18 protein-coding genes are annotated in these 16,681 nt (G+C 63.0%); 14 read left to right on the top strand and 4 right to left on the bottom strand.

Annotation, left to right across the window (positions count from 1 at the left end):
- The first annotated feature begins 121 nt into the window (after nucleotides 1–121).
- The 3 genes from B4M43_RS00005 to B4M43_RS00015 are packed head-to-tail and all read left to right on the top strand — an operon-like array spanning nucleotide 122 to nucleotide 3,684.
- Entirely contained in the window at nucleotides 122–781 is a 660-nt protein-coding gene (locus B4M43_RS00005) for a paraquat-inducible protein A (RefSeq protein ID WP_296262925.1), read from the top strand.
- Nucleotides 768–1,391: a paraquat-inducible protein A gene (locus B4M43_RS00010; protein WP_296262928.1), complete on the top strand. Its 624-nt coding sequence runs from the start codon at nucleotides 768–770 to the stop codon at nucleotides 1,389–1,391. The genes B4M43_RS00005 and B4M43_RS00010 overlap by 14 nt, the downstream gene beginning before the upstream one ends.
- On the top strand, nucleotides 1,384–3,684 hold the full coding sequence (locus B4M43_RS00015) for a PqiB family protein (RefSeq protein ID WP_296262930.1): 2,301 nt from the start codon (nucleotides 1,384–1,386) through the stop codon (nucleotides 3,682–3,684). The genes B4M43_RS00010 and B4M43_RS00015 overlap by 8 nt, the downstream gene beginning before the upstream one ends.
- A 119-nt stretch (nucleotides 3,685–3,803) precedes the next feature.
- Here B4M43_RS00015 and rpsT read toward each other — a convergent pair whose 3' ends face one another.
- Entirely contained in the window at nucleotides 3,804–4,082 is a 279-nt protein-coding gene (gene rpsT, locus B4M43_RS00020) for a 30S ribosomal protein S20 (protein ID WP_028695915.1), read from the bottom strand.
- A 253-nt stretch (nucleotides 4,083–4,335) separates the two neighbouring features.
- On the opposite strand from rpsT, the gene murJ reads away from it, so the two are divergent.
- The 6 genes from murJ to ispH all read left to right on the top strand — a co-directional run bounded on the left by murJ (nucleotide 4,336) and on the right by ispH (nucleotide 11,671).
- Nucleotides 4,336–5,874: a murein biosynthesis integral membrane protein MurJ gene (murJ, locus tag B4M43_RS00025; RefSeq protein ID WP_296262934.1), complete on the top strand. Its 1,539-nt coding sequence runs from the start codon at nucleotides 4,336–4,338 to the stop codon at nucleotides 5,872–5,874.
- 118 nt (nucleotides 5,875–5,992) lie between these two features.
- Entirely contained in the window at nucleotides 5,993–6,943 is a 951-nt protein-coding gene (gene ribF, locus B4M43_RS00030; protein ID WP_296263596.1) for a bifunctional riboflavin kinase/FAD synthetase, read from the top strand.
- Nucleotides 6,940–9,771: an isoleucine--tRNA ligase gene (gene ileS, locus B4M43_RS00035; protein WP_296262936.1), complete on the top strand. Its 2,832-nt coding sequence runs from the start codon at nucleotides 6,940–6,942 to the stop codon at nucleotides 9,769–9,771. Before ribF ends, ileS begins: the two co-directional genes overlap by 4 nt.
- A complete protein-coding gene (gene lspA / locus B4M43_RS00040; protein ID WP_296262938.1) occupies nucleotides 9,764–10,279 on the top strand; it encodes a signal peptidase II in 516 nt (171 codons plus the stop codon). The genes ileS and lspA overlap by 8 nt, the downstream gene beginning before the upstream one ends.
- Nucleotides 10,272–10,709, top strand: a complete 438-nt coding sequence (gene fkpB, locus B4M43_RS00045) for an FKBP-type peptidyl-prolyl cis-trans isomerase (RefSeq protein ID WP_296262939.1) — start codon at nucleotides 10,272–10,274, stop codon at nucleotides 10,707–10,709. Before lspA ends, fkpB begins: the two co-directional genes overlap by 8 nt.
- A gap of 14 nt (nucleotides 10,710–10,723) precedes the next feature.
- The gene (ispH, locus tag B4M43_RS00050; protein ID WP_296262941.1) at nucleotides 10,724–11,671 is read left to right on the top strand and encodes a 4-hydroxy-3-methylbut-2-enyl diphosphate reductase; all 948 of its coding nucleotides are present in this window, start codon (nucleotides 10,724–10,726) and stop codon (nucleotides 11,669–11,671) included.
- Nucleotides 11,672–11,674: 3 nt separating this feature from the next.
- Here the strand turns inward: ispH and B4M43_RS00055 are convergent, their stop codons facing one another.
- The gene (locus B4M43_RS00055; RefSeq protein WP_296262942.1) at nucleotides 11,675–12,166 is read right to left on the bottom strand and encodes a GspH/FimT family pseudopilin; all 492 of its coding nucleotides are present in this window, start codon (nucleotides 12,164–12,166) and stop codon (nucleotides 11,675–11,677) included.
- 110 nt (nucleotides 12,167–12,276) lie between these two features.
- On the opposite strand from B4M43_RS00055, the gene pilV reads away from it, so the two are divergent.
- The 5 genes from pilV to thiO are packed head-to-tail and all read left to right on the top strand — an operon-like array spanning nucleotide 12,277 to nucleotide 15,286.
- Nucleotides 12,277–12,639, top strand: coding sequence for a type IV pilus modification protein PilV (gene pilV / locus B4M43_RS00060; RefSeq protein ID WP_296262944.1), 363 nt, complete (start codon nucleotides 12,277–12,279; stop codon nucleotides 12,637–12,639).
- Nucleotides 12,636–13,274, top strand: a complete 639-nt coding sequence (locus tag B4M43_RS00065) for a PilW family protein (RefSeq protein WP_296262946.1) — start codon at nucleotides 12,636–12,638, stop codon at nucleotides 13,272–13,274. Before pilV ends, B4M43_RS00065 begins: the two co-directional genes overlap by 4 nt.
- The gene (locus B4M43_RS00070) at nucleotides 13,271–13,741 is read left to right on the top strand and encodes a hypothetical protein (RefSeq protein WP_296262948.1); all 471 of its coding nucleotides are present in this window, start codon (nucleotides 13,271–13,273) and stop codon (nucleotides 13,739–13,741) included. Before B4M43_RS00065 ends, B4M43_RS00070 begins: the two co-directional genes overlap by 4 nt.
- Before the next feature lies 1 nt (nucleotide 13,742).
- The gene (locus B4M43_RS00075) at nucleotides 13,743–14,141 is read left to right on the top strand and encodes a type IV pilin protein (protein ID WP_296262950.1); all 399 of its coding nucleotides are present in this window, start codon (nucleotides 13,743–13,745) and stop codon (nucleotides 14,139–14,141) included.
- A gap of 47 nt (nucleotides 14,142–14,188) precedes the next feature.
- On the top strand, nucleotides 14,189–15,286 hold the full coding sequence (thiO, locus tag B4M43_RS00080) for a glycine oxidase ThiO (protein ID WP_296262952.1): 1,098 nt from the start codon (nucleotides 14,189–14,191) through the stop codon (nucleotides 15,284–15,286).
- Between the two features lie 48 nt (nucleotides 15,287–15,334).
- Here thiO and B4M43_RS00085 read toward each other — a convergent pair whose 3' ends face one another.
- The gene (locus B4M43_RS00085; RefSeq protein ID WP_296262954.1) at nucleotides 15,335–15,565 is read right to left on the bottom strand and encodes a PP0621 family protein; all 231 of its coding nucleotides are present in this window, start codon (nucleotides 15,563–15,565) and stop codon (nucleotides 15,335–15,337) included.
- 92 nt (nucleotides 15,566–15,657) lie between these two features.
- Entirely contained in the window at nucleotides 15,658–16,677 is a 1,020-nt protein-coding gene (locus B4M43_RS00090) for an outer membrane protein assembly factor BamD (protein ID WP_296262955.1), read from the bottom strand.
- Between the last annotated feature and the right edge of the window lie 4 nt (nucleotides 16,678–16,681).

Below are 16,681 nucleotides of genomic sequence, written 5' to 3' on the forward strand. Positions count from 1 at the left end.
CACGCAGGTAGGGGTTTTGTCCTTTCTGCGTGATAGTGAGTAGCTGTCAGTGGGGAGTCTTTTCCCTCTGCATGTGTTCTGAACACTACAATAGGCCCGTTCTACTGCGCAGAAGCCGCCCATGCCCGACACCGTCGCTCCCCACTCGCTGCAAGCATTGCCCCTGGATGAGCTGATCGCCTGCCACGAGTGCGATCTGCTGATGCGCAAACCCAAGCTGCAGCAAAATGAGAAAGCGCAATGCCCTCGTTGCGGTTACGAGCTCTATGCGCATCGGCACAATGTGGTGAATCGCAGCCTGGCGCTGGTCCTCACTGCGCTGGTCTTGTTCATCCCGGCGAATTTTCTGCCCATCATGCGCTTGCATCTCCTGGGCCAGAGTTCCTACGACACAGTGTGGAATGGTGTGGTGGGCCTGTACGAGTCCGATATGCGTGGTATCGCCATGGTCGTCTTCCTGTGCAGCATGGCCATCCCGTTACTCAAACTGCTGTGTCAGCTGATCGTGCTGCTGAGCATCCGTTTCGACACTGGACGCAGCTATGGCCTGTTCATCTACAGGGTCTACCACCATGTGCGTGACTGGGGAATGCTCGAGGTGTACCTGATGGGTGTGCTCGTGGCGATCGTCAAATTAGTCGATATGGCGCAGCTCACCATAGGCTTGGGTCTGGTGTGTTTCGTAGCGTTGTTACTGGTGCAGGTCTGGTTGGAGGTGGTGATGTCCGAGCACCAGATCTGGAGCGCGTTGTCCGGGGAGGATGTGCATGCGGGCGATTGATGCGGGCCTGGTGGTATGCAACGAGTGCCATCAGCTGAACCGCCTGCAGCCAGAGGCCGAATCCCAGCCTTGTACCCGGTGCGGGGCAGCGGTGCACGTAAGGCGCCCCAATAGCATCGCTCGCACCTGGGCGCTGCTGATCACCGCGATGATTCTCTACATACCCGCTAACGTACTGCCGATCATGACAGTCAGCAGCCTGGGGCGAGGGACGCCTGATACGATCATGTCCGGCGTCATTGCGTTGATGCAGAACGGTATGCTGCCCATCGCCGGTGTGGTGTTCGTGGCGAGCATTCTGGTGCCGACGTTCAAGCTGATCGGTATCGCGCTGTTGTTGTATTCGGTTCAACGCCATCAGCCACTATCGGCTCGGCAGAGAATCTGGATGTACCGTTTCATCGAGTTCATCGGGCGCTGGTCGATGCTCGACATCTTCGTCATTGCCATTCTGGTAGCAGTGGTGAATTTCGGCCGTATCGCCAATGTCGAAGCCAATCTAGGCGCCGTCGCCTTCGCGACGGTGGTCATCCTGACCATGTTTGCAGCGTTAACTTTCGATCCCCGTCTGATCTGGGATAACACGGAGTCGGATAACGACAATGAGTGACTTGCCTACGGCTAAAACCCGCCCTGCTTCCAACTGGTCGGCCATCTGGATACTTCCGCTCATAGCGCTGATCATCGGTGGCTGGTTGGCCTTTCAGGCCTACCGCGATGCGGGCGTGGAGATTCAGGTCCGTTTCAAGACGGGCGAAGGCATCGTCGCCGACAAGACCGAGATCATGTACAAGGGCATGTCGGTGGGTAAGGTCAAATCCTTGATCCTGGACGAAGAGGGCAGCAACACCGGTGTCATCGCTACTATCGAGATGAACCGCGCAGCAGAAGAGCACCTCACCACCGGCACTCGCTTCTGGCTGGTCAAGCCCAGTGTGACCATCGCCGGTATTTCTGGTCTGGAGACCCTGGTCTCGGGCAATTACATCGCCATAGATCCCGGTGAAGGCGAGCCCACCAAACGCTTTACGGCACTGTCCGAAGCACCGCCTTTATCGGACAACGAGCCAGGCTTGCACCTGACCCTCAAAGCCGACCGCCTGGGCTCGCTGAATCGCGACAGCCCGGTGTTCTACAAACAGATCAAGGTCGGTCGGGTGAAGAGCTATCGCCTCTCCGAAGACCAGGACCTGGTCGAGATCAAAGTGTTCATCCAGCCGGCCTACGCCAATCTGGTGCGAAAACACACACGCTTCTGGAACGCCAGCGGTGTCAGCATCAATGCCGACCTCTCGGGGGTCAAAGTACGCACCGAGTCCCTGGCCAGCATCGTGGCCGGCGGCATCGCCTTCGCGACGCCCGAGCACCGCAAGGACAGCCCGCCGACCGATCCGAACTTGCCGTTCCGCTTGTACGAAGACTTCGATGCAGCCCAGGCCGGCATTCGCATCAAGCTCAAACTGACCGACTTCGAAGGCTTGCAGGCCGGCCGCACGCCAGTGATGTACAAAGGCATTCAGGTGGGTTCGTTGAAGGCGCTGAAGATCGAGGAAGACTTGTCCAGCGCCACGGCCGAACTCACCATGGACCCCTTGGCCGAAGACTTCCTGGTTTCCGGCACGCAGTTCTGGGTGGTCAAACCCTCGATTTCCCTGGCGGGCATCACCGGTCTGGAGGCGTTGGTGAAAGGCAACTACATCGCCATCCGGCCAGGTGAGAAGGGCGCTTCGCCATCCCGCGAGTTCGAAGCGCGGGCCAAAGCGCCGCCACTGGACCTAAAGGCTCCTGGCCTGCACTTGGTGCTGTTCGCCGATCGCCTCGGCTCGGTCGAAGTCGGCAGCCCGGTCATGTACCGCCAGGTCAAGGTCGGTAACGTGCAAAGCTACCAGTTCACCCGCGACAGCAAACGCATCCTGATTGGCGTGCACATCGAGAAGGAATACGAAAACCTGGTCAACGGCTCGACACGCTTCTGGAATTCCAGCGGCATCACCCTGACTGGAGGGCTTTCGGGTATCAAGATTCAAAGCGAATCCCTGCAAACCTTGATGGCCGGTGGCATCACCTTCGATACGCCGCAGGCCAACGTCAAGTTGAAGCGGCGAATTCCACGCTTCCGATTGCATGAGAGCGAAGAAGCCGCCAACCGTGCGGGTACGCTCATCACCATCCGGGTCAATACGGGGGATGGCCTCAAGCCAGGCACACCCATCCGTTTGCGCGGCCTGGAAGTAGGCAATATCGAAAGCGTCGACCTTACCGACGACTTGCAGGCGGTCCTGTTGCGCGCGCGCATCACCGAAGTGCCAGAGCGCATCGCCCGAAACGGTACGCAGTTCTGGGTGGTCAAGCCGGCTTTGGGGCTGGTGCGCACCGAGAACCTGGACACGTTGATCAGTGGGCAATACCTGGAGGTCAAACCGGCGCCGCGCATGCTCGCGCCTCAGCGCGACTTCATCGCGCTGCCACAGGCACCTGAGGCGACCGAGCCGGAGAATGGCCTGGCGTTGACGTTGAGTGCCGAGCGTCGCGGTTCGATAAAGCCGGGTGTGCCCGTGACCTATCGCGAAGTCCCGGTGGGCAAGGTAACCGGTTACGAGCTGGGACAAACCGCCAACCGCGTGCTCATCCACATCCTGATCGAGCCCCGTTACGCACCCCTGGTACGAGGCGGTAGCCGATTCTGGAACAGCAGCGGCTTCGGCATCGACTGGGGGCTGATCAAGGGCGTGAGCTTGCGCACCGAGTCGGTGGAAACCCTCATCGATGGCGGTATCGCCTTCGCGACGCCCGAAGGGGAGCAGATGGGGACGCAGGCACTGCCTAAACAGACCTTCGCATTGTTCGACAAGCCCGAAGACCAGTGGTTGGAATGGGCCCCCAAGATCCCGCTAGCCAAATAAGCTCTTCCCCTCGACCGTACCGCTTGCTCGGTCGAGGGGGAGCCACATGGTGACAGCGGTAAATAACAGACAACAAAAAACCGACCCTAGGGTCGGTTTTTTATGAACACGTGCTTCGCTTAGGCAGCAGCAGCTTCTTTCAGCGCCTTGATGTGCGCGTTCAGACGGCCTTTATGGCGAGCAGCTTTGTTCTTGTGGATGATGCCTTTATCGGCCATACGGTCGATAACTGGCACAGCCAGGGTGTAAGCCGATTGTGCTTTTTCGGCATCTTTAGCGTCGATGGCCTTAACTACGTTTTTGATGTAGGTACGGACCATGGAACGCAGGCTGGCGTTGTGGCTGCGACGCTTCTCAGCCTGTTTTGCACGTTTCTTGGCGGAAGGTGAGTTGGCCACCGTCGAGCTCCTCGAAAGACTTTTGGATAAATGACAAGCAAATAAGGCCGCGAATCATGCCGATGAGTTCATCGGTTGTCAAGGCCAGATGCAGGGCTCCGCTGAGTGGCCGTAGCGCATAACGGAGTGGATTCCATTCTGCGTCGCGACCTGTAAACTCGGGAAATTTGGCTCCCCCTGCGAAGAGCGCGGGAGTATCGCACATTCGAGCGCCAACTGGCAGCGCTCCTCGTCCATTGGCGTAAACTTTTCCATGAACTTGCTCAGATCCCTGGCTGCGGTCAGCTCCATCACCATGATTTCCCGTGTGTTGGGGTTCGTGCGCGACACCATCCTGGCCCGCGTTTTCGGCGCAGGCGTCGCCACCGATGCCTTCTTCATCGCCTTCAAGCTGCCCAACCTGCTGCGGCGCATCTTCGCCGAAGGCGCCTTCTCCCAGGCCTTCGTGCCGATCCTCGCCGAATACAAGACGCAACAGGGCGAAGAGGCGACGCGTACGTTCGTTGCCTATGTCAGCGGCTTGCTGACCTTGATATTGGCGCTGGTGACCGTGCTCGGTGTCCTGGCAGCTCCCTGGGTGGTGTGGGCCACCGCGCCTGGCTTCGTCGACAGCGCCGAGAAATACCAGCTGACCAGCGACCTGCTGCGGGTGACCTTTCCTTATATATTGCTGATCTCGCTCTCTTCGCTGGTGGGCGCGATCCTCAACACTTGGAACCGCTTCTCGGTGCCGGCCTTCACGCCGACCCTGCTCAACGTTGCGATGATCGTCTTCGCGCTGTTCCTCACGCCGTACTTCGATCCGCCCATCATGGCCTTGGGCTGGGGTGTACTGGCGGGGGGGCTGGCGCAGTTGCTGTACCAGCTGCCTGCCCTCAAGCGCATCGGCATGCTGGTGCTGCCGCGCCTGAACCTGCGCGACAGTGGGGTATGGCGGGTGCTCAAGCAGATGCTGCCGGCCATTCTCGGCGTGTCGGTGAGCCAGATTTCCTTGATCATCAACACCATCTTCGCCTCCTTTTTGGTCGCGGGCTCGGTGTCGTGGATGTACTACGCCGACCGTTTGATGGAGTTGCCCTCCGGTGTATTGGGTGTGGCGCTGGGCACCATCCTGCTGCCGACCCTGGCCAAGACCTACGCCAATCGCGATCGCCACGAGTACTCGCGGATCCTCGACTGGGGCCTGCGCCTGTGCTTCCTGCTGGTATTGCCGTGCACCCTGGCCCTGGCGATTCTGGCCGAGCCGTTGACGGTCACCCTGTTCCAGTACGGTAAATTCACCGCCTTCGACGCAGCCATGACCCAACGCGCCCTGGTGGCCTATTCGGTGGGCCTGTTGGCGATCATTCTGGTGAAAGTGCTGGCACCTGGCTTCTATGCGCAGCAGAACATCCGCACGCCCGTGAAGATCGCCATCTTCACGCTCGTGTCCACGCAACTGCTGAACCTGGCGCTGATCGGCCCGTTCAAGCATGCTGGCCTGGCCTTGGCGATCAGCATTGGCGCATGCCTGAACGCTGGCCTGCTGTACTGGCGGCTGCGCAGCCTCGACCTTTTCCAGCCTCAACCCGGCTGGCTGGGTTTTCTAAGCCGACTGATAGTGGCGGTGCTGTTGATGTCGGCGGTACTACTGGCGGGCATGCATTACATGCCCGCGTGGGCCCAGGGCGACATGCTGGCGCGGTTCCTGCGCTTGGGGGCGCTGATCGCGGCAGGTGTGGTGACCTACTTCGGCTGCCTGTTCCTGTGTGGTCTGCGCCCCCGGCAGTTCGCGCGCAAGGCGTTGCATTGAAGCGCCTGGCACGCCGGGCATCGGTTTCCCTTATCCAATGCCACAGCCGGACACTGCTGCCTGTCGTCAGCGCCCGGGTGTGGTTATAATCGACCACTTTATGAGCAAGAAGCGCGCTATGCAGCTGGTCCGAGGCTTTCACAACCTGCGCCCTGAGCACCGGGGCTGCGTTGCCACCATTGGCAATTTCGACGGGGTCCATCGCGGCCACCAGGCGCTCCTGGCGCGCTTGCGCGAGCGCGGGCAGGCCCTTGGGCTGCACACCTGTGTCGTGATCTTCGAGCCGCAGCCGCGCGAGTACTTCACGCCCGATGCTGCGCCCGCTCGGCTGTCGCGTTTGCGTGACAAGATCGAGCTGCTCGCTGCCGAGGGTGTCGATCAAGTGCTGTGCCTGGCGTTCAACGAACACCTGAGCAATCTCAGCGCCAGCGCCTTCGTCGATGCGATCATGGTCGACGGCTTGCGCATCAAGCATCTGGAAGTGGGCGACGACTTTCGTTTCGGCTGCGACCGCGCCGGCGACTTCGCTTACCTGGTAGACGCCGGGCGTCGCCACGGTTTCACCGTAGAGGCGGCGCAAACGGTGGTGCACGACGGCATGCGCGTCAGCAGTACCCAGGTGCGCAAGGCCCTGGCCGAAGCCGACTTCGCCTTGGCCGAGCACTTGCTTGGGCGGCCTTACCAGATCTGCGGGCGGGTACTGCATGGCCAGAAGCTGGCGCGCCAGCTCGGTACGCCCACGGCCAACATCCAGCTCAAGCGTCGCCACGTGCCTTTGACCGGCGTGTACCTCACCAGCGCCGAGATCGACGGTCAGCGCTGGCCCGGCATCGCCAACATCGGCGTGCGCCCCAGCGTGGCCGGCGATGGCCGCCCGCATCTGGAGATTCATTTGCTGGACTACACCGGTGACCTGTACGACCAACGCCTGGCCGTGCAATTTCACCACAAGCTGCGCGAAGAGCAGCGTTTCGCCTCCCTGGAGGCGCTCAAGTCGGCGATCGACGCGGACATCGCCGCCGCACGTGCCCACTGGCACGCTCAACCGCTAACCAAGAGCCTGAAATGACCGACTACAAAGCCACGCTAAACCTACCGGACACCGCCTTCCCCATGAAGGCCGGCCTGCCTCAGCGCGAACCGCAGATCCTGCAGCGCTGGGACAGCATTGGCCTGTACGGGAAGCTGCGCGAAATTGGCAAGGATTGTCCGAAGTTCGTCCTGCACGACGGTCCGCCCTACGCCAACGGCAAGATTCACATCGGTCACGCGCTGAACAAGATTCTCAAGGACATGATCGTGCGCTCCAAGACCCTGTCGGGCTTCGATGCGCCGTACGTGCCTGGTTGGGACTGCCACGGCCTGCCGATCGAGCACAAGGTCGAGGTCACCCACGGCAAACACCTGTCCGCCGACCAGACCCGCGAACTGTGCCGTGCCTATGCCGCCGAGCAGATCGAAGGGCAGAAGCGCGAGTTCATCCGTTTGGGCGTGTTGGGCGATTGGGACAACCCCTACAAGACCATGGACTTCGCCAACGAAGCCGGAGAGATCCGTGCGCTGGCCGAGATGGTCAAGCAGGGCTTCGTATTCAAGGGCCTCAAGCCAGTGAACTGGTGCTTCGACTGCGGTTCGGCGTTGGCCGAAGCCGAAGTCGAGTATGCCGACAAGAAGTCGCAGACCATCGACGTGGCCTTCCCGATCGCCGACGCTGACAAGCTGGCGAGCGCTTTCGGCCAGGCAAGCCTGAGCAAGCCTGCGGCCATCGTGATCTGGACCACCACACCCTGGACCATCCCCGCCAACCAGGCGCTGAACGTGAACCCGGAGTTCAGCTACGCGCTGGTCGATACCGGCGAGCGTCTGCTGGTGCTGGCCGAGGAGTTGGTAGAGGCTTGCCTCAAGCGCTGGAGCCTGGAAGGTACGGTGCTGGCCACCGCTTCCGGCTCGGCCCTGGAACTGATCAACTTCCAGCATCCGTTCTACGACCGTCTGTCGCCGGTGTACCTGGCCGACTACGTCGAACTGGGCGCTGGCACTGGCGTGGTGCACTCCGCGCCCGCCTACGGCGAAGACGACTTCGTGACCTGCAAACGCTATGGCATGGTCAACGACGAGATTCTGACCCCCGTGCAGAGCAATGGCGTATATGCGCCCTCGTTGGAATTCTTCGGCGGCCAGTTCATCTGGAAGGCGAACCCTGCGATCGTCGAGAAGCTGGAGGCGGTGGGTGCGCTGCTGTACACCGAAACCATCACCCACAGCTACATGCACTGCTGGCGCCACAAGAGCCCGCTGATCTACCGCGCCACCGCGCAGTGGTTCGTCGGCATGGACAAGCAGCCACACACCGGGGCACCGCTGCGTGAACGCGCACTGGCCGCCATCGAAGACACCAAGTTCGTTCCGGCCTGGGGCCAGGCGCGCCTGCATTCGATGATCGCCACCCGTCCCGACTGGTGCATCTCGCGCCAGCGCAACTGGGGCGTGCCGATTCCGTTCTTCCTCGACAAGCAGACCGGCGAGTTGCACCCGCGCACCGTCGAGCTGATGGAGGAAGTGGCCAAGCGCGTCGAACAGCAGGGCATCGAAGCCTGGTTCAAGCTCGACGCCGCCGAACTGCTGGGCAGCGAAGCCGACCAGTACGACAAGATCAGCGACACCCTCGACGTCTGGTTCGACTCCGGCACCACCCACTGGCACGTGCTGCGTGGCTCGCACGACATCGGCCACTCCACCGGCCCGCGCGCCGACCTGTACCTGGAAGGTTCCGACCAGCACCGCGGCTGGTTCCACTCCTCCTTGCTGACCGGTTGCGCCATCGACGGCCACGCGCCGTACCGCGAGCTGCTGACCCACGGCTTCACCGTGGACGAGAACGGCCGCAAGATGTCCAAGTCGCTGGGCAACACCATCGAGCCGCAGAAGGTCAACGACACCCTGGGCGCGGACATCATGCGCCTGTGGGTATCGGCCACCGACTATTCCGGCGAGATGGCCGTCTCCGACCAGATCCTGCAGCGCAGCGCCGACGCCTACCGGCGTATCCGCAACACCGCACGCTTCCTGCTCTCCAACCTGACCGGCTTCGACCCGGCGCGCGACCTGCTGCCTGCCGATGAGATGCTGGCGCTGGATCGCTGGGCCGTCGACCGCACCCTGCTGCTGCAACGCGAGCTGCAGGAGCACTACGGCGAGTACCGTTTCTGGAACGTCTACTCCAAGGTGCACAACTTCTGCGTGCAGGAGCTGGGCGGGTTCTACCTCGACATCATCAAGGACCGCCAGTACACCACCGGTGCCAACAGCGTCGCACGGCGTTCCTGCCAGACCGCGCTGTACCACATCAGCGAAGCGCTGGTGCGCTGGATCGCGCCGATCCTGGCGTTCACCGCCGACGAGCTGTGGCAGTACCTGCCGGGCGAGCGTAACGAATCGGTGATGCTCAACACCTGGTACGAAGGCTTGTCCGAACTGCCGGAAGGCTTTGAGCTGGACCGTGCGTACTGGGATCGGGTCATGGCGGTCAAGGCTGCGGTCAACAAGGAGCTGGAGAACCAGCGTGCGGCCAAGGTCATCGGCGGCAACCTGCAGGCCGAAGTCACCCTGTACGCCGAAGAGGCGGTCGCGGCCGACCTGCACAAGCTGGGCGACGAACTGCGTTTCGTGCTCATCACCTCGGCGGCCAGTGTCGCGCCATTGGCGCAGGCACCGGCCGAAGCCGTGCCTACCGATGTCGAAGGTTTGAAACTGACGGTCGTCAAGTCCGGCTATACCAAGTGCGGCCGTTGCTGGCACTTCCGCGCCGACGTCGGCAGCCATCCTGAGCATCCGGAAATCTGCGGCCGTTGCGTCGACAACCTGTGCGGTTCCGGTGAGGTGCGCCACTATGCCTAACCCCGACGTTGGGCGGTTCGGCCGCCTGGCCTGGTTGTGGCTGGCCGTGGTGGTCGTGGTCCTTGACCAGGCCACCAAGGTCTACTTCGACAGCGCCTTGGCCGACGGCCGCGAGATCAGCGTCATTCCTGGGCTGCTCAGCTGGCTGTTGGCGTACAACACCGGTGCGGCGTTCAGCTTCCTGTCCGACAGCGCCGGCTGGCAGCGCTGGCTGTTCGCAGCCATCGCCGTGGTGGTCAGCGGCGTGCTGGTGGTCTGGCTCAAGCGCCTTGGCCGTAGCGACACCTGGTTGGCCATTGCCTTGGCCCTGGTGCTGGGCGGTGCGCTGGGCAACCTGTACGACCGGATGGCGCACGGCCATGTGATCGACTTCATTTTTGTGCACTGGCAGGACGTCTGGCGCTTCCCCGTGTTCAACCTGGCCGACTGCGCAATCACCGTGGGTGCGGTGATGCTGGCGCTGGACATGTTCAAGAGCAAGAAACCTCAGGAGCCCGTCCATGACTGACACCCGTATTGGCCAGAACACCGAAGTGACTCTGCACTTCGCGCTGCATCTGGAGAATGGCGACACTGTCGACAGTACGTTCGACAAGGGTCCGGCCACGTTCAAAGTGGGTGACGGCAGCCTCTTGCCAGGCTTCGAAGCGGCGTTGTTCGGCTTCAAGGCCGGCGACCGCCGCACCCTGAGCATCGCGCCGGAAAACGCCTTCGGTCAGCCCAACCCGCAGAACGTGCAGGTCATGCCACGCTCGCAGTTCAACGACATGGAGCTGTCCGAAGGCTTGCTGGTGATCTTCAATGACGCGGCCAACGCCGAGTTGCCGGGGGTGGTCAAAGCCTTCGACGACAACCAGGTCACGATCGACTTCAATCACCCATTGGCCGGCAAGCGCCTGACCTTCGAGGTGGAAATCCTCGAGGTCACGGCGCTCTGAGCCTGGAGCCGCGCATGCAAATCAAACTCGCCAACCCCCGCGGCTTCTGCGCCGGGGTCGACCGGGCGATCGAGATCGTCAACCGCGCCCTGGAAGTCTTTGGCCCGCCGATCTATGTGCGCCACGAAGTGGTGCACAACAAGTTCGTGGTGGAAGACCTGCGCAACCGCGGCGCGATCTTCGTCGAAGAGCTCGATCAGGTGCCCAACGACGTCATCGTCATCTTCAGCGCCCACGGTGTCTCCCAGGCCGTGCGCCAGGAAGCCGAGGGGCGTGGCCTGAAGGTGTTCGATGCCACTTGCCCGCTGGTGACCAAGGTGCACATCGAGGTGGCCAAGTACAGCCGCGATGGCCGTGAGTGCATTCTCATCGGCCACGCCGGTCATCCGGAAGTCGAAGGCACCATGGGCCAGTACGACGCTAGCAATGGCGGCGCCATCTACCTGGTCGAAGACGAGGAAGACGTCGCCCGTTTGCAGGTGCGCGACCCCGAGCATCTGGCCTTCGTCACCCAGACCACGCTGTCGATGGATGACACCAGCCGCGTCATCGACGCCCTGCGCACGCGCTTCCCGCAGATCGGCGGGCCGCGCAAGGACGACATCTGCTACGCCACCCAGAACCGCCAGGACGCGGTCAAGCAATTGGCCGACGAGAGCGATGTGGTGCTAGTGGTGGGCAGCCCCAACAGCTCGAACTCCAACCGCCTGCGCGAGTTGGCCGAGCGCATGGGTACGCCGGCCTATCTGATCGATGGCGCTGAAGACCTGCAGCGAGGCTGGTTCGACGGCGTCGCCCATATCGGCATCACGGCAGGCGCCTCGGCACCCGAAGTGCTGGTGCGCGGCGTGATCGACCAGCTCAAGGCTTGGGGCGCGAGCCCTGCCGAAGAGTTGGACGGCCGCGAGGAGAACGTCACGTTCTCCATGCCCAAAGAGTTGCGGGTGCGCTCGCTGTTGTAAGGCTCACCCTGTTGCGCACCGTGGTTCCGCTTGGGGTTCGGTGCGCAGGTCGACGCGGCCGCTGGAGGCGATCACCACTTGGTGAGCCCTGATGGCCCGGCGCTGCTGACATACGCTCAAGGTGGCGGCATACAGTGAAGCGCCAGGCCCCAAGGGCACACCCAGTGCGCTGAAGGTCACTCGAGTGCCGCCGTTGCTGACGATCCTCAACCCTCCCGTCAAGCGACGTTCACGCAGCACCTGCTGTGGTGTTGCCAGCCCGATCTGCCAGCCTTTGCTCCAATCCCCTTCAAGCGCTGTCACCTGCACCGATTGCCCCAACAGTGCGGCATGGTTGCGCGCGTAACGCAGGGCCTGGGCCAGCTCCCGTGCTGCGCTGGCCAGGTGTAGGTCATGCCTGATCGCGGTGTAGGCCGGTGCGGCAAGCTGCGTCAGCACGCCGACCAGCGCCAGCGCCAACATCATTTGAATCAGTGTTGCGCCTTGTTGCTTCACCGTGCGTGCCCTCCAAACCCGTGCTTTTCTTCAGCATCGCGCTCGGCTGACGTCGCGTCAGTCGGGCCACAGGCTTGGTTGCAGCAGGAAATGTCGCAGGGGGAGCAAGGATGCGAGCAGGCGAGGGCGGGCTGACGTTGATCGAGGTGACGCTGAGCATGGTGGTGCTGGCGGTCGGTGTGTTGGGCGCGGCGGGCATGCAGTTACGTGCCTTGCAGGTCAGTGAGCAGGCTCGCGGACATAGCCAGGCCGCATGGCTGGCGCAGGGGTGGTTGGAGCGTGTGCGTGCCGGTAGGGGCGTGGGCCCGATCGATCAGAGCAGATGGCAGGCCGAGCTCAAGCGAACGCTGGGGGAAGCTGCCGAAGGTAGCGTGCGTCGTGATGCCGGGCGCGTGCAGGTAGAAGTGCGCTGGGGGCGCGTGCAGAAGGACGATCCCCTCGTCGTCAGCCTGCAGGGAAGGGTGGAGCGATGAGCGTCCGCCAAACGGGCTTCGGTCTGATCGAGGCGTTGCTCGCACTGGCGCTTGGACTGATGGTGCTGGCAGGGGCTAGCCAGGTCTTCATCGCCGCCTACCAGACCTGGCGTTTGCAGGCCGTCGCGCAGCAACTACAAGGCGATGCGCGGCTGGCACTGACGCGTATCGCCCAGGACATCCGCATGGCCGGCGCCTTCGGCTGCCTGCGCTTGGGCCCTGAGGATTTCGCCAGCACCACAGCCGCAGCGGCCTTTGCGCGACCAATGGTGGCAGACGGTGAGCGCTTGAGCCTGGTCGTCGCCGAGCTGCCGGGGCACACGGGCGCCGCAGACTGGACGTTACACACCGATTGCTTGACGTGGGCCCGGGTAGGCGACGGCCGCTTCGCCCCCGCCCCCGATGCCATGGTGTTGCCGATCAGGCAGTTGGAGTATCGACTCGAAAACGATCGTCTCATGCTCGTGCGCACTCGCTCTAAGCAACCCTTGCTCGATCACGTCCGGCACCTGCGCGTAACCCAGGTCGACCAGCAGCGTATCGACCTGCAGCTGGAACTGTACGAACCGCAGTGGCAGCTGACCCAGCATTACGCACTCAGCGTTGCCTTGCGCAACCCACTGGCAACGCCATGAAGCACCAGCGCGGTGTGGTCCTGCTGGTGTGTCTGGTGCTGACGGTGCTCATGAGCATGTTGGCCGCCTCGGCACTGAGCGACGCGTTGCTGGAGACGCGCCTGGCTGGGCACCTGCTCAGCAGAGCGCAGGCGTTCGAGCAGGCCGAGGCTACCTTGCTCGAAGCCTCGGCTGTGCTGGACAGGGTCCTCGTCGAGTGTCCGGCTTGCCTGCCCCCGGCGCGACCCTACGCGCTCGAAGGGCAATGGCAGCGCGGGCGTGATGGATTTTTCAGCGTGCAGAACCTGGGGCTGACCGAGCGTGCCGCGCACATGCCAACCGGCGAGCCGGTGCGCTTGTTCCGCATCACCGCCGTCAGCGCCCAGCCTACCGCGCGGCAGGTGCTCGAGGCCGTGTACGCGGTTTCCCCGAACCAACCCGATGCACCCCAGCGCATCCTATGGCGCCACCGCGCGCAGGAGGGCTGACATGCAGCGCGGTTTGAGCTTGCTCGAGTTATTGATTGTCCTGGCGCTGACCGGCATGCTGGCGGCCATTGCCTATCCCAGCTACCAAGCGTCACTGCACAGCGCCGCCCGCAGCGAGGTCGTCGCGCTCCTGCACGATGCGGCGCAACGCCTGGAACGCCACTACGCCATTACCGGGCAGTATGTCGACACCGAACCGCGGCAGGTGGCGTTACCCGCTGGCACCTCCTACTACCGGTTGAGTGCGCAACGTCACGCTACGGGTTTCACCCTGCTCGCCGCTCGACGGCCGCAGGCCATAATGGCTAACGACGCCTGCGGCGATTTCCAGCTCGATCACGCGGGGGTGCGCGCCAACCCAGGTGGCGAGCACAGCGGGCAGGCGTGTTGGGGAAGCTGAAGGGTGCGAGGGGCACCACAGACCATTTCGGAGTTTGGATCGAGCGAATGAGCGAACGAATAGTGATTGTCGGGGGCGGCGTCATTGGCCTGCTGACCGCGTTGAATCTGGCGGCCAAGGTTGAGCAGGTGACGGTGTGCGACCAGGGTGAGGTGGGTCGTGAATCTTCATGGGCGGGCGGGGGCATCGTCTCGCCGCTCTATCCCTGGCGCTACAGCGCAGCCGTGACGGCGCTGGCGCATTGGTCGCAAGACTTCTATCCGCAATTGGCCGAGCGCCTGCTGGCGGTCACCGGTATCGACCCGCAGGTGCATACCACGGGGCTTTACTGGCTCGACCTGGACGACCAGGACGAGGCCCTGGCCTGGGCCGCGCAACAGCAGCGGGCGCTGGCCGAGGTGGCAATCGATAAGGTCTACAAGGCCGTGCCCGCGTTGGGCCCAGGCTTTGCCCAGGCCATACACATGGCCGATGTGGCCAATGTGCGCAATCCGCGTCTGGTGAAAGCCCTGACGGCAGCCTTACAGGCCCTGCCCAACGTAACCCTGCGCGAACATTGCCCCGTCAGCGGCTTCGCTCGGGAAGGCGAGCGCGTGACCGGCGTGCTGACCGCAGACGGCATCTTACCGGCGGACGAAGTGGTGTTATGTGCCGGCGCCTGGAGTGGCGACCTGCTGCGCACCCTCGACATCGACCTGCCGGTACAACCGGTCAAGGGCCAGATGATCCTGTTCAAGTGCGAGGAGGATTTTTTGCCGAGCATGGTGCTGGCCAACGGGCGCTATGCCATTCCGCGCAAGGACGGCCACATCCTGGTAGGCAGTACGCTGGAGTATGTCGGCTACGACAAGCAACCCACCCACCATGCATTGGCGAGCCTGGTGGCCTCGGCCAGCGATCTGTTGCCGGCGTTGGCCGAGGCAAGCGTGGTAGGGCACTGGGCCGGGCTGCGGCCGGGTTCGCCCGAGGGGGTGCCCTACATCGGGCCAGTGCCGCAGCACGAAGGGCTATGGCTCAACTGCGGACATTTCCGCAACGGCCTGGTACTGGCGCCGGCCTCCTGCCAACTGTTCTGCGATCTGCTGACCGGCGAGCCGCCGATCATCGATCCCGCGCCCTATGCGCCCGAGGGCCGACTGGGCTGAGGGTCGGTCTTTGCCAGGCGCACGAGGCGCCTGGCAAAGACTTCGGGCTCAACGCGGTTCGGTCGGCCCTTGTTCCAGATGGTGCTGGCTGCAATACCAATGGCTGCCGCGCTGCAGGGCCCGGTCATCGGGCAAATGCACGCCACAATGGGCGCAGCGCACCATGCGCAGCGGGTCGTCGAGCGATGCCTGGCGGTTGGGCTGCTGGCTGATCTTGAACTTGCGCCACAGCCAGAAGGCGGCGGCGATCAGGGCGATCCAGAATAGGAGACGAATCATGGTGTCGGGCTTGTCGGAAGGGAAAGGCACAGTCTAGGGCGCAGCCCATGAAAAAGGGAGGCCTGAGCCTCCCTTCGCGTTACAGCGGTCGATCAGTCGAACAGGCCGAAGGTGGCATAGCTGAACCACGAGCGGTCGGCGTCGGCGTCTTTCGGGCCGGCCGGCGCGATAGGGTCGCCGTTTTCGTCCTTGGGCAGCAGTTCGCGCGGGATGTCGTCACGGGCGTCCTGGAACTGCTTGACCACGTCTTGGTTGGCGCGGGTTTCGCCTGGCGGCAGCGGCGTCTCGCTTTCGATCAGGCCCAGCGTGGCCTTGGACAGCCAGGAGCGATCGTCGGCTTCTTTGCGTTTGGGTTCGAACTGGCCGTCGACCAGGCTCGGGTGATCGGGGTAGTTGAGCTTCAATGTTTCCAGGCTGGTCGCGGCGAGGTCGTCGAGGTGCATCTTCTGGTACGACTCGACCATGATCGCCAGGCCGTCGCCCACCGATGGCGTTTCCTGGAAGTTTTCCACTACGTAGCGACCGCGGTTGGCGGCGGCGACATAGGCGTCGCGGGTCAGGTAGTAGTCGGCCACATGGATTTCGTAGGCCGCCAGCAGGTTGCGCAGGTAGATCATGCGCTGCTTGGCATCGGGCGCGTAGCGGCTGTTGGGGAAGCGGCTAGTGAGCTGGGCGAATTCGTTGTACGAGTCGCGGGCAGCGCCTGGGTCACGCTTGGTCATGTCCAGCGGCAGGAAGCGGGCGAGCAGGCCGCGGTCCTGGTCGAACGAGGTCAGGCCCTTGAGGTAGTAGGCGTAATCGACGTTCGGGTGCTGCGGGTGCAGGCGAATGAAGCGCTCGGCGGCCGACTTGGCGGCTTCGGGCTCGGCATTCTTGTAGTTGGCGTAGATCAGCTCGAGCTGCGCCTGATCGGCATAGCGACCGAACGGATAGCGCGACTCCAACGCCTTGAGCTTGTCGGTGGCGCTGGTATAGCTGTGGTTGTCCAGATCAGCTTGCGCCTGCTGGTACAGTTCGGCTTCGCTGAGGTTCTCATCAATGACTTCCTTGTTCGAGGAACAGGCAGCAGTGAGTCCGAGGATGGCGATCAGCAGCAGGTGTTTCACTTGCATGGCG

Source organism: Pseudomonas sp. UBA6562, assembly GCF_002434265.1.
In the GTDB taxonomy this organism is placed as follows: Bacteria; Pseudomonadota; Gammaproteobacteria; order Pseudomonadales; family Pseudomonadaceae; genus Aquipseudomonas.

Bases quoted from the DNA above. Each gene is read 5' to 3' on its own strand.
- B4M43_RS00005 (WP_296262925.1), top strand. From the start codon at position 122: ATGCCCGACACCGTCGCTCCCCACTCGCTGCAAGCATTGCCCCTGGAT.
- B4M43_RS00010 (WP_296262928.1), top strand. From the start codon at position 768: ATGCGGGCGATTGATGCGGGCCTGGTGGTATGCAACGAGTGCCATCAG.
- B4M43_RS00015 (WP_296262930.1), top strand. From the start codon at position 1,384: ATGAGTGACTTGCCTACGGCTAAAACCCGCCCTGCTTCCAACTGGTCG.
- murJ (WP_296262934.1), top strand. From the start codon at position 4,336: ATGAACTTGCTCAGATCCCTGGCTGCGGTCAGCTCCATCACCATGATT.
- ribF (WP_296263596.1), top strand. From the start codon at position 5,993: ATGCAGCTGGTCCGAGGCTTTCACAACCTGCGCCCTGAGCACCGGGGC.
- ileS (WP_296262936.1), top strand. From the start codon at position 6,940: ATGACCGACTACAAAGCCACGCTAAACCTACCGGACACCGCCTTCCCC.
- lspA (WP_296262938.1), top strand. From the start codon at position 9,764: ATGCCTAACCCCGACGTTGGGCGGTTCGGCCGCCTGGCCTGGTTGTGG.
- fkpB (WP_296262939.1), top strand. From the start codon at position 10,272: ATGACTGACACCCGTATTGGCCAGAACACCGAAGTGACTCTGCACTTC.
- ispH (WP_296262941.1), top strand. From the start codon at position 10,724: ATGCAAATCAAACTCGCCAACCCCCGCGGCTTCTGCGCCGGGGTCGAC.
- pilV (WP_296262944.1), top strand. From the start codon at position 12,277: ATGCGAGCAGGCGAGGGCGGGCTGACGTTGATCGAGGTGACGCTGAGC.
- B4M43_RS00065 (WP_296262946.1), top strand. From the start codon at position 12,636: ATGAGCGTCCGCCAAACGGGCTTCGGTCTGATCGAGGCGTTGCTCGCA.
- B4M43_RS00070 (WP_296262948.1), top strand. From the start codon at position 13,271: ATGAAGCACCAGCGCGGTGTGGTCCTGCTGGTGTGTCTGGTGCTGACG.
- B4M43_RS00075 (WP_296262950.1), top strand. From the start codon at position 13,743: ATGCAGCGCGGTTTGAGCTTGCTCGAGTTATTGATTGTCCTGGCGCTG.
- thiO (WP_296262952.1), top strand. From the start codon at position 14,189: ATGAGCGAACGAATAGTGATTGTCGGGGGCGGCGTCATTGGCCTGCTG.
- B4M43_RS00085 (WP_296262954.1), bottom strand. From the start codon at position 15,565: ATGATTCGTCTCCTATTCTGGATCGCCCTGATCGCCGCCGCCTTCTGG.
- B4M43_RS00090 (WP_296262955.1), bottom strand. From the start codon at position 16,677: ATGCAAGTGAAACACCTGCTGCTGATCGCCATCCTCGGACTCACTGCT.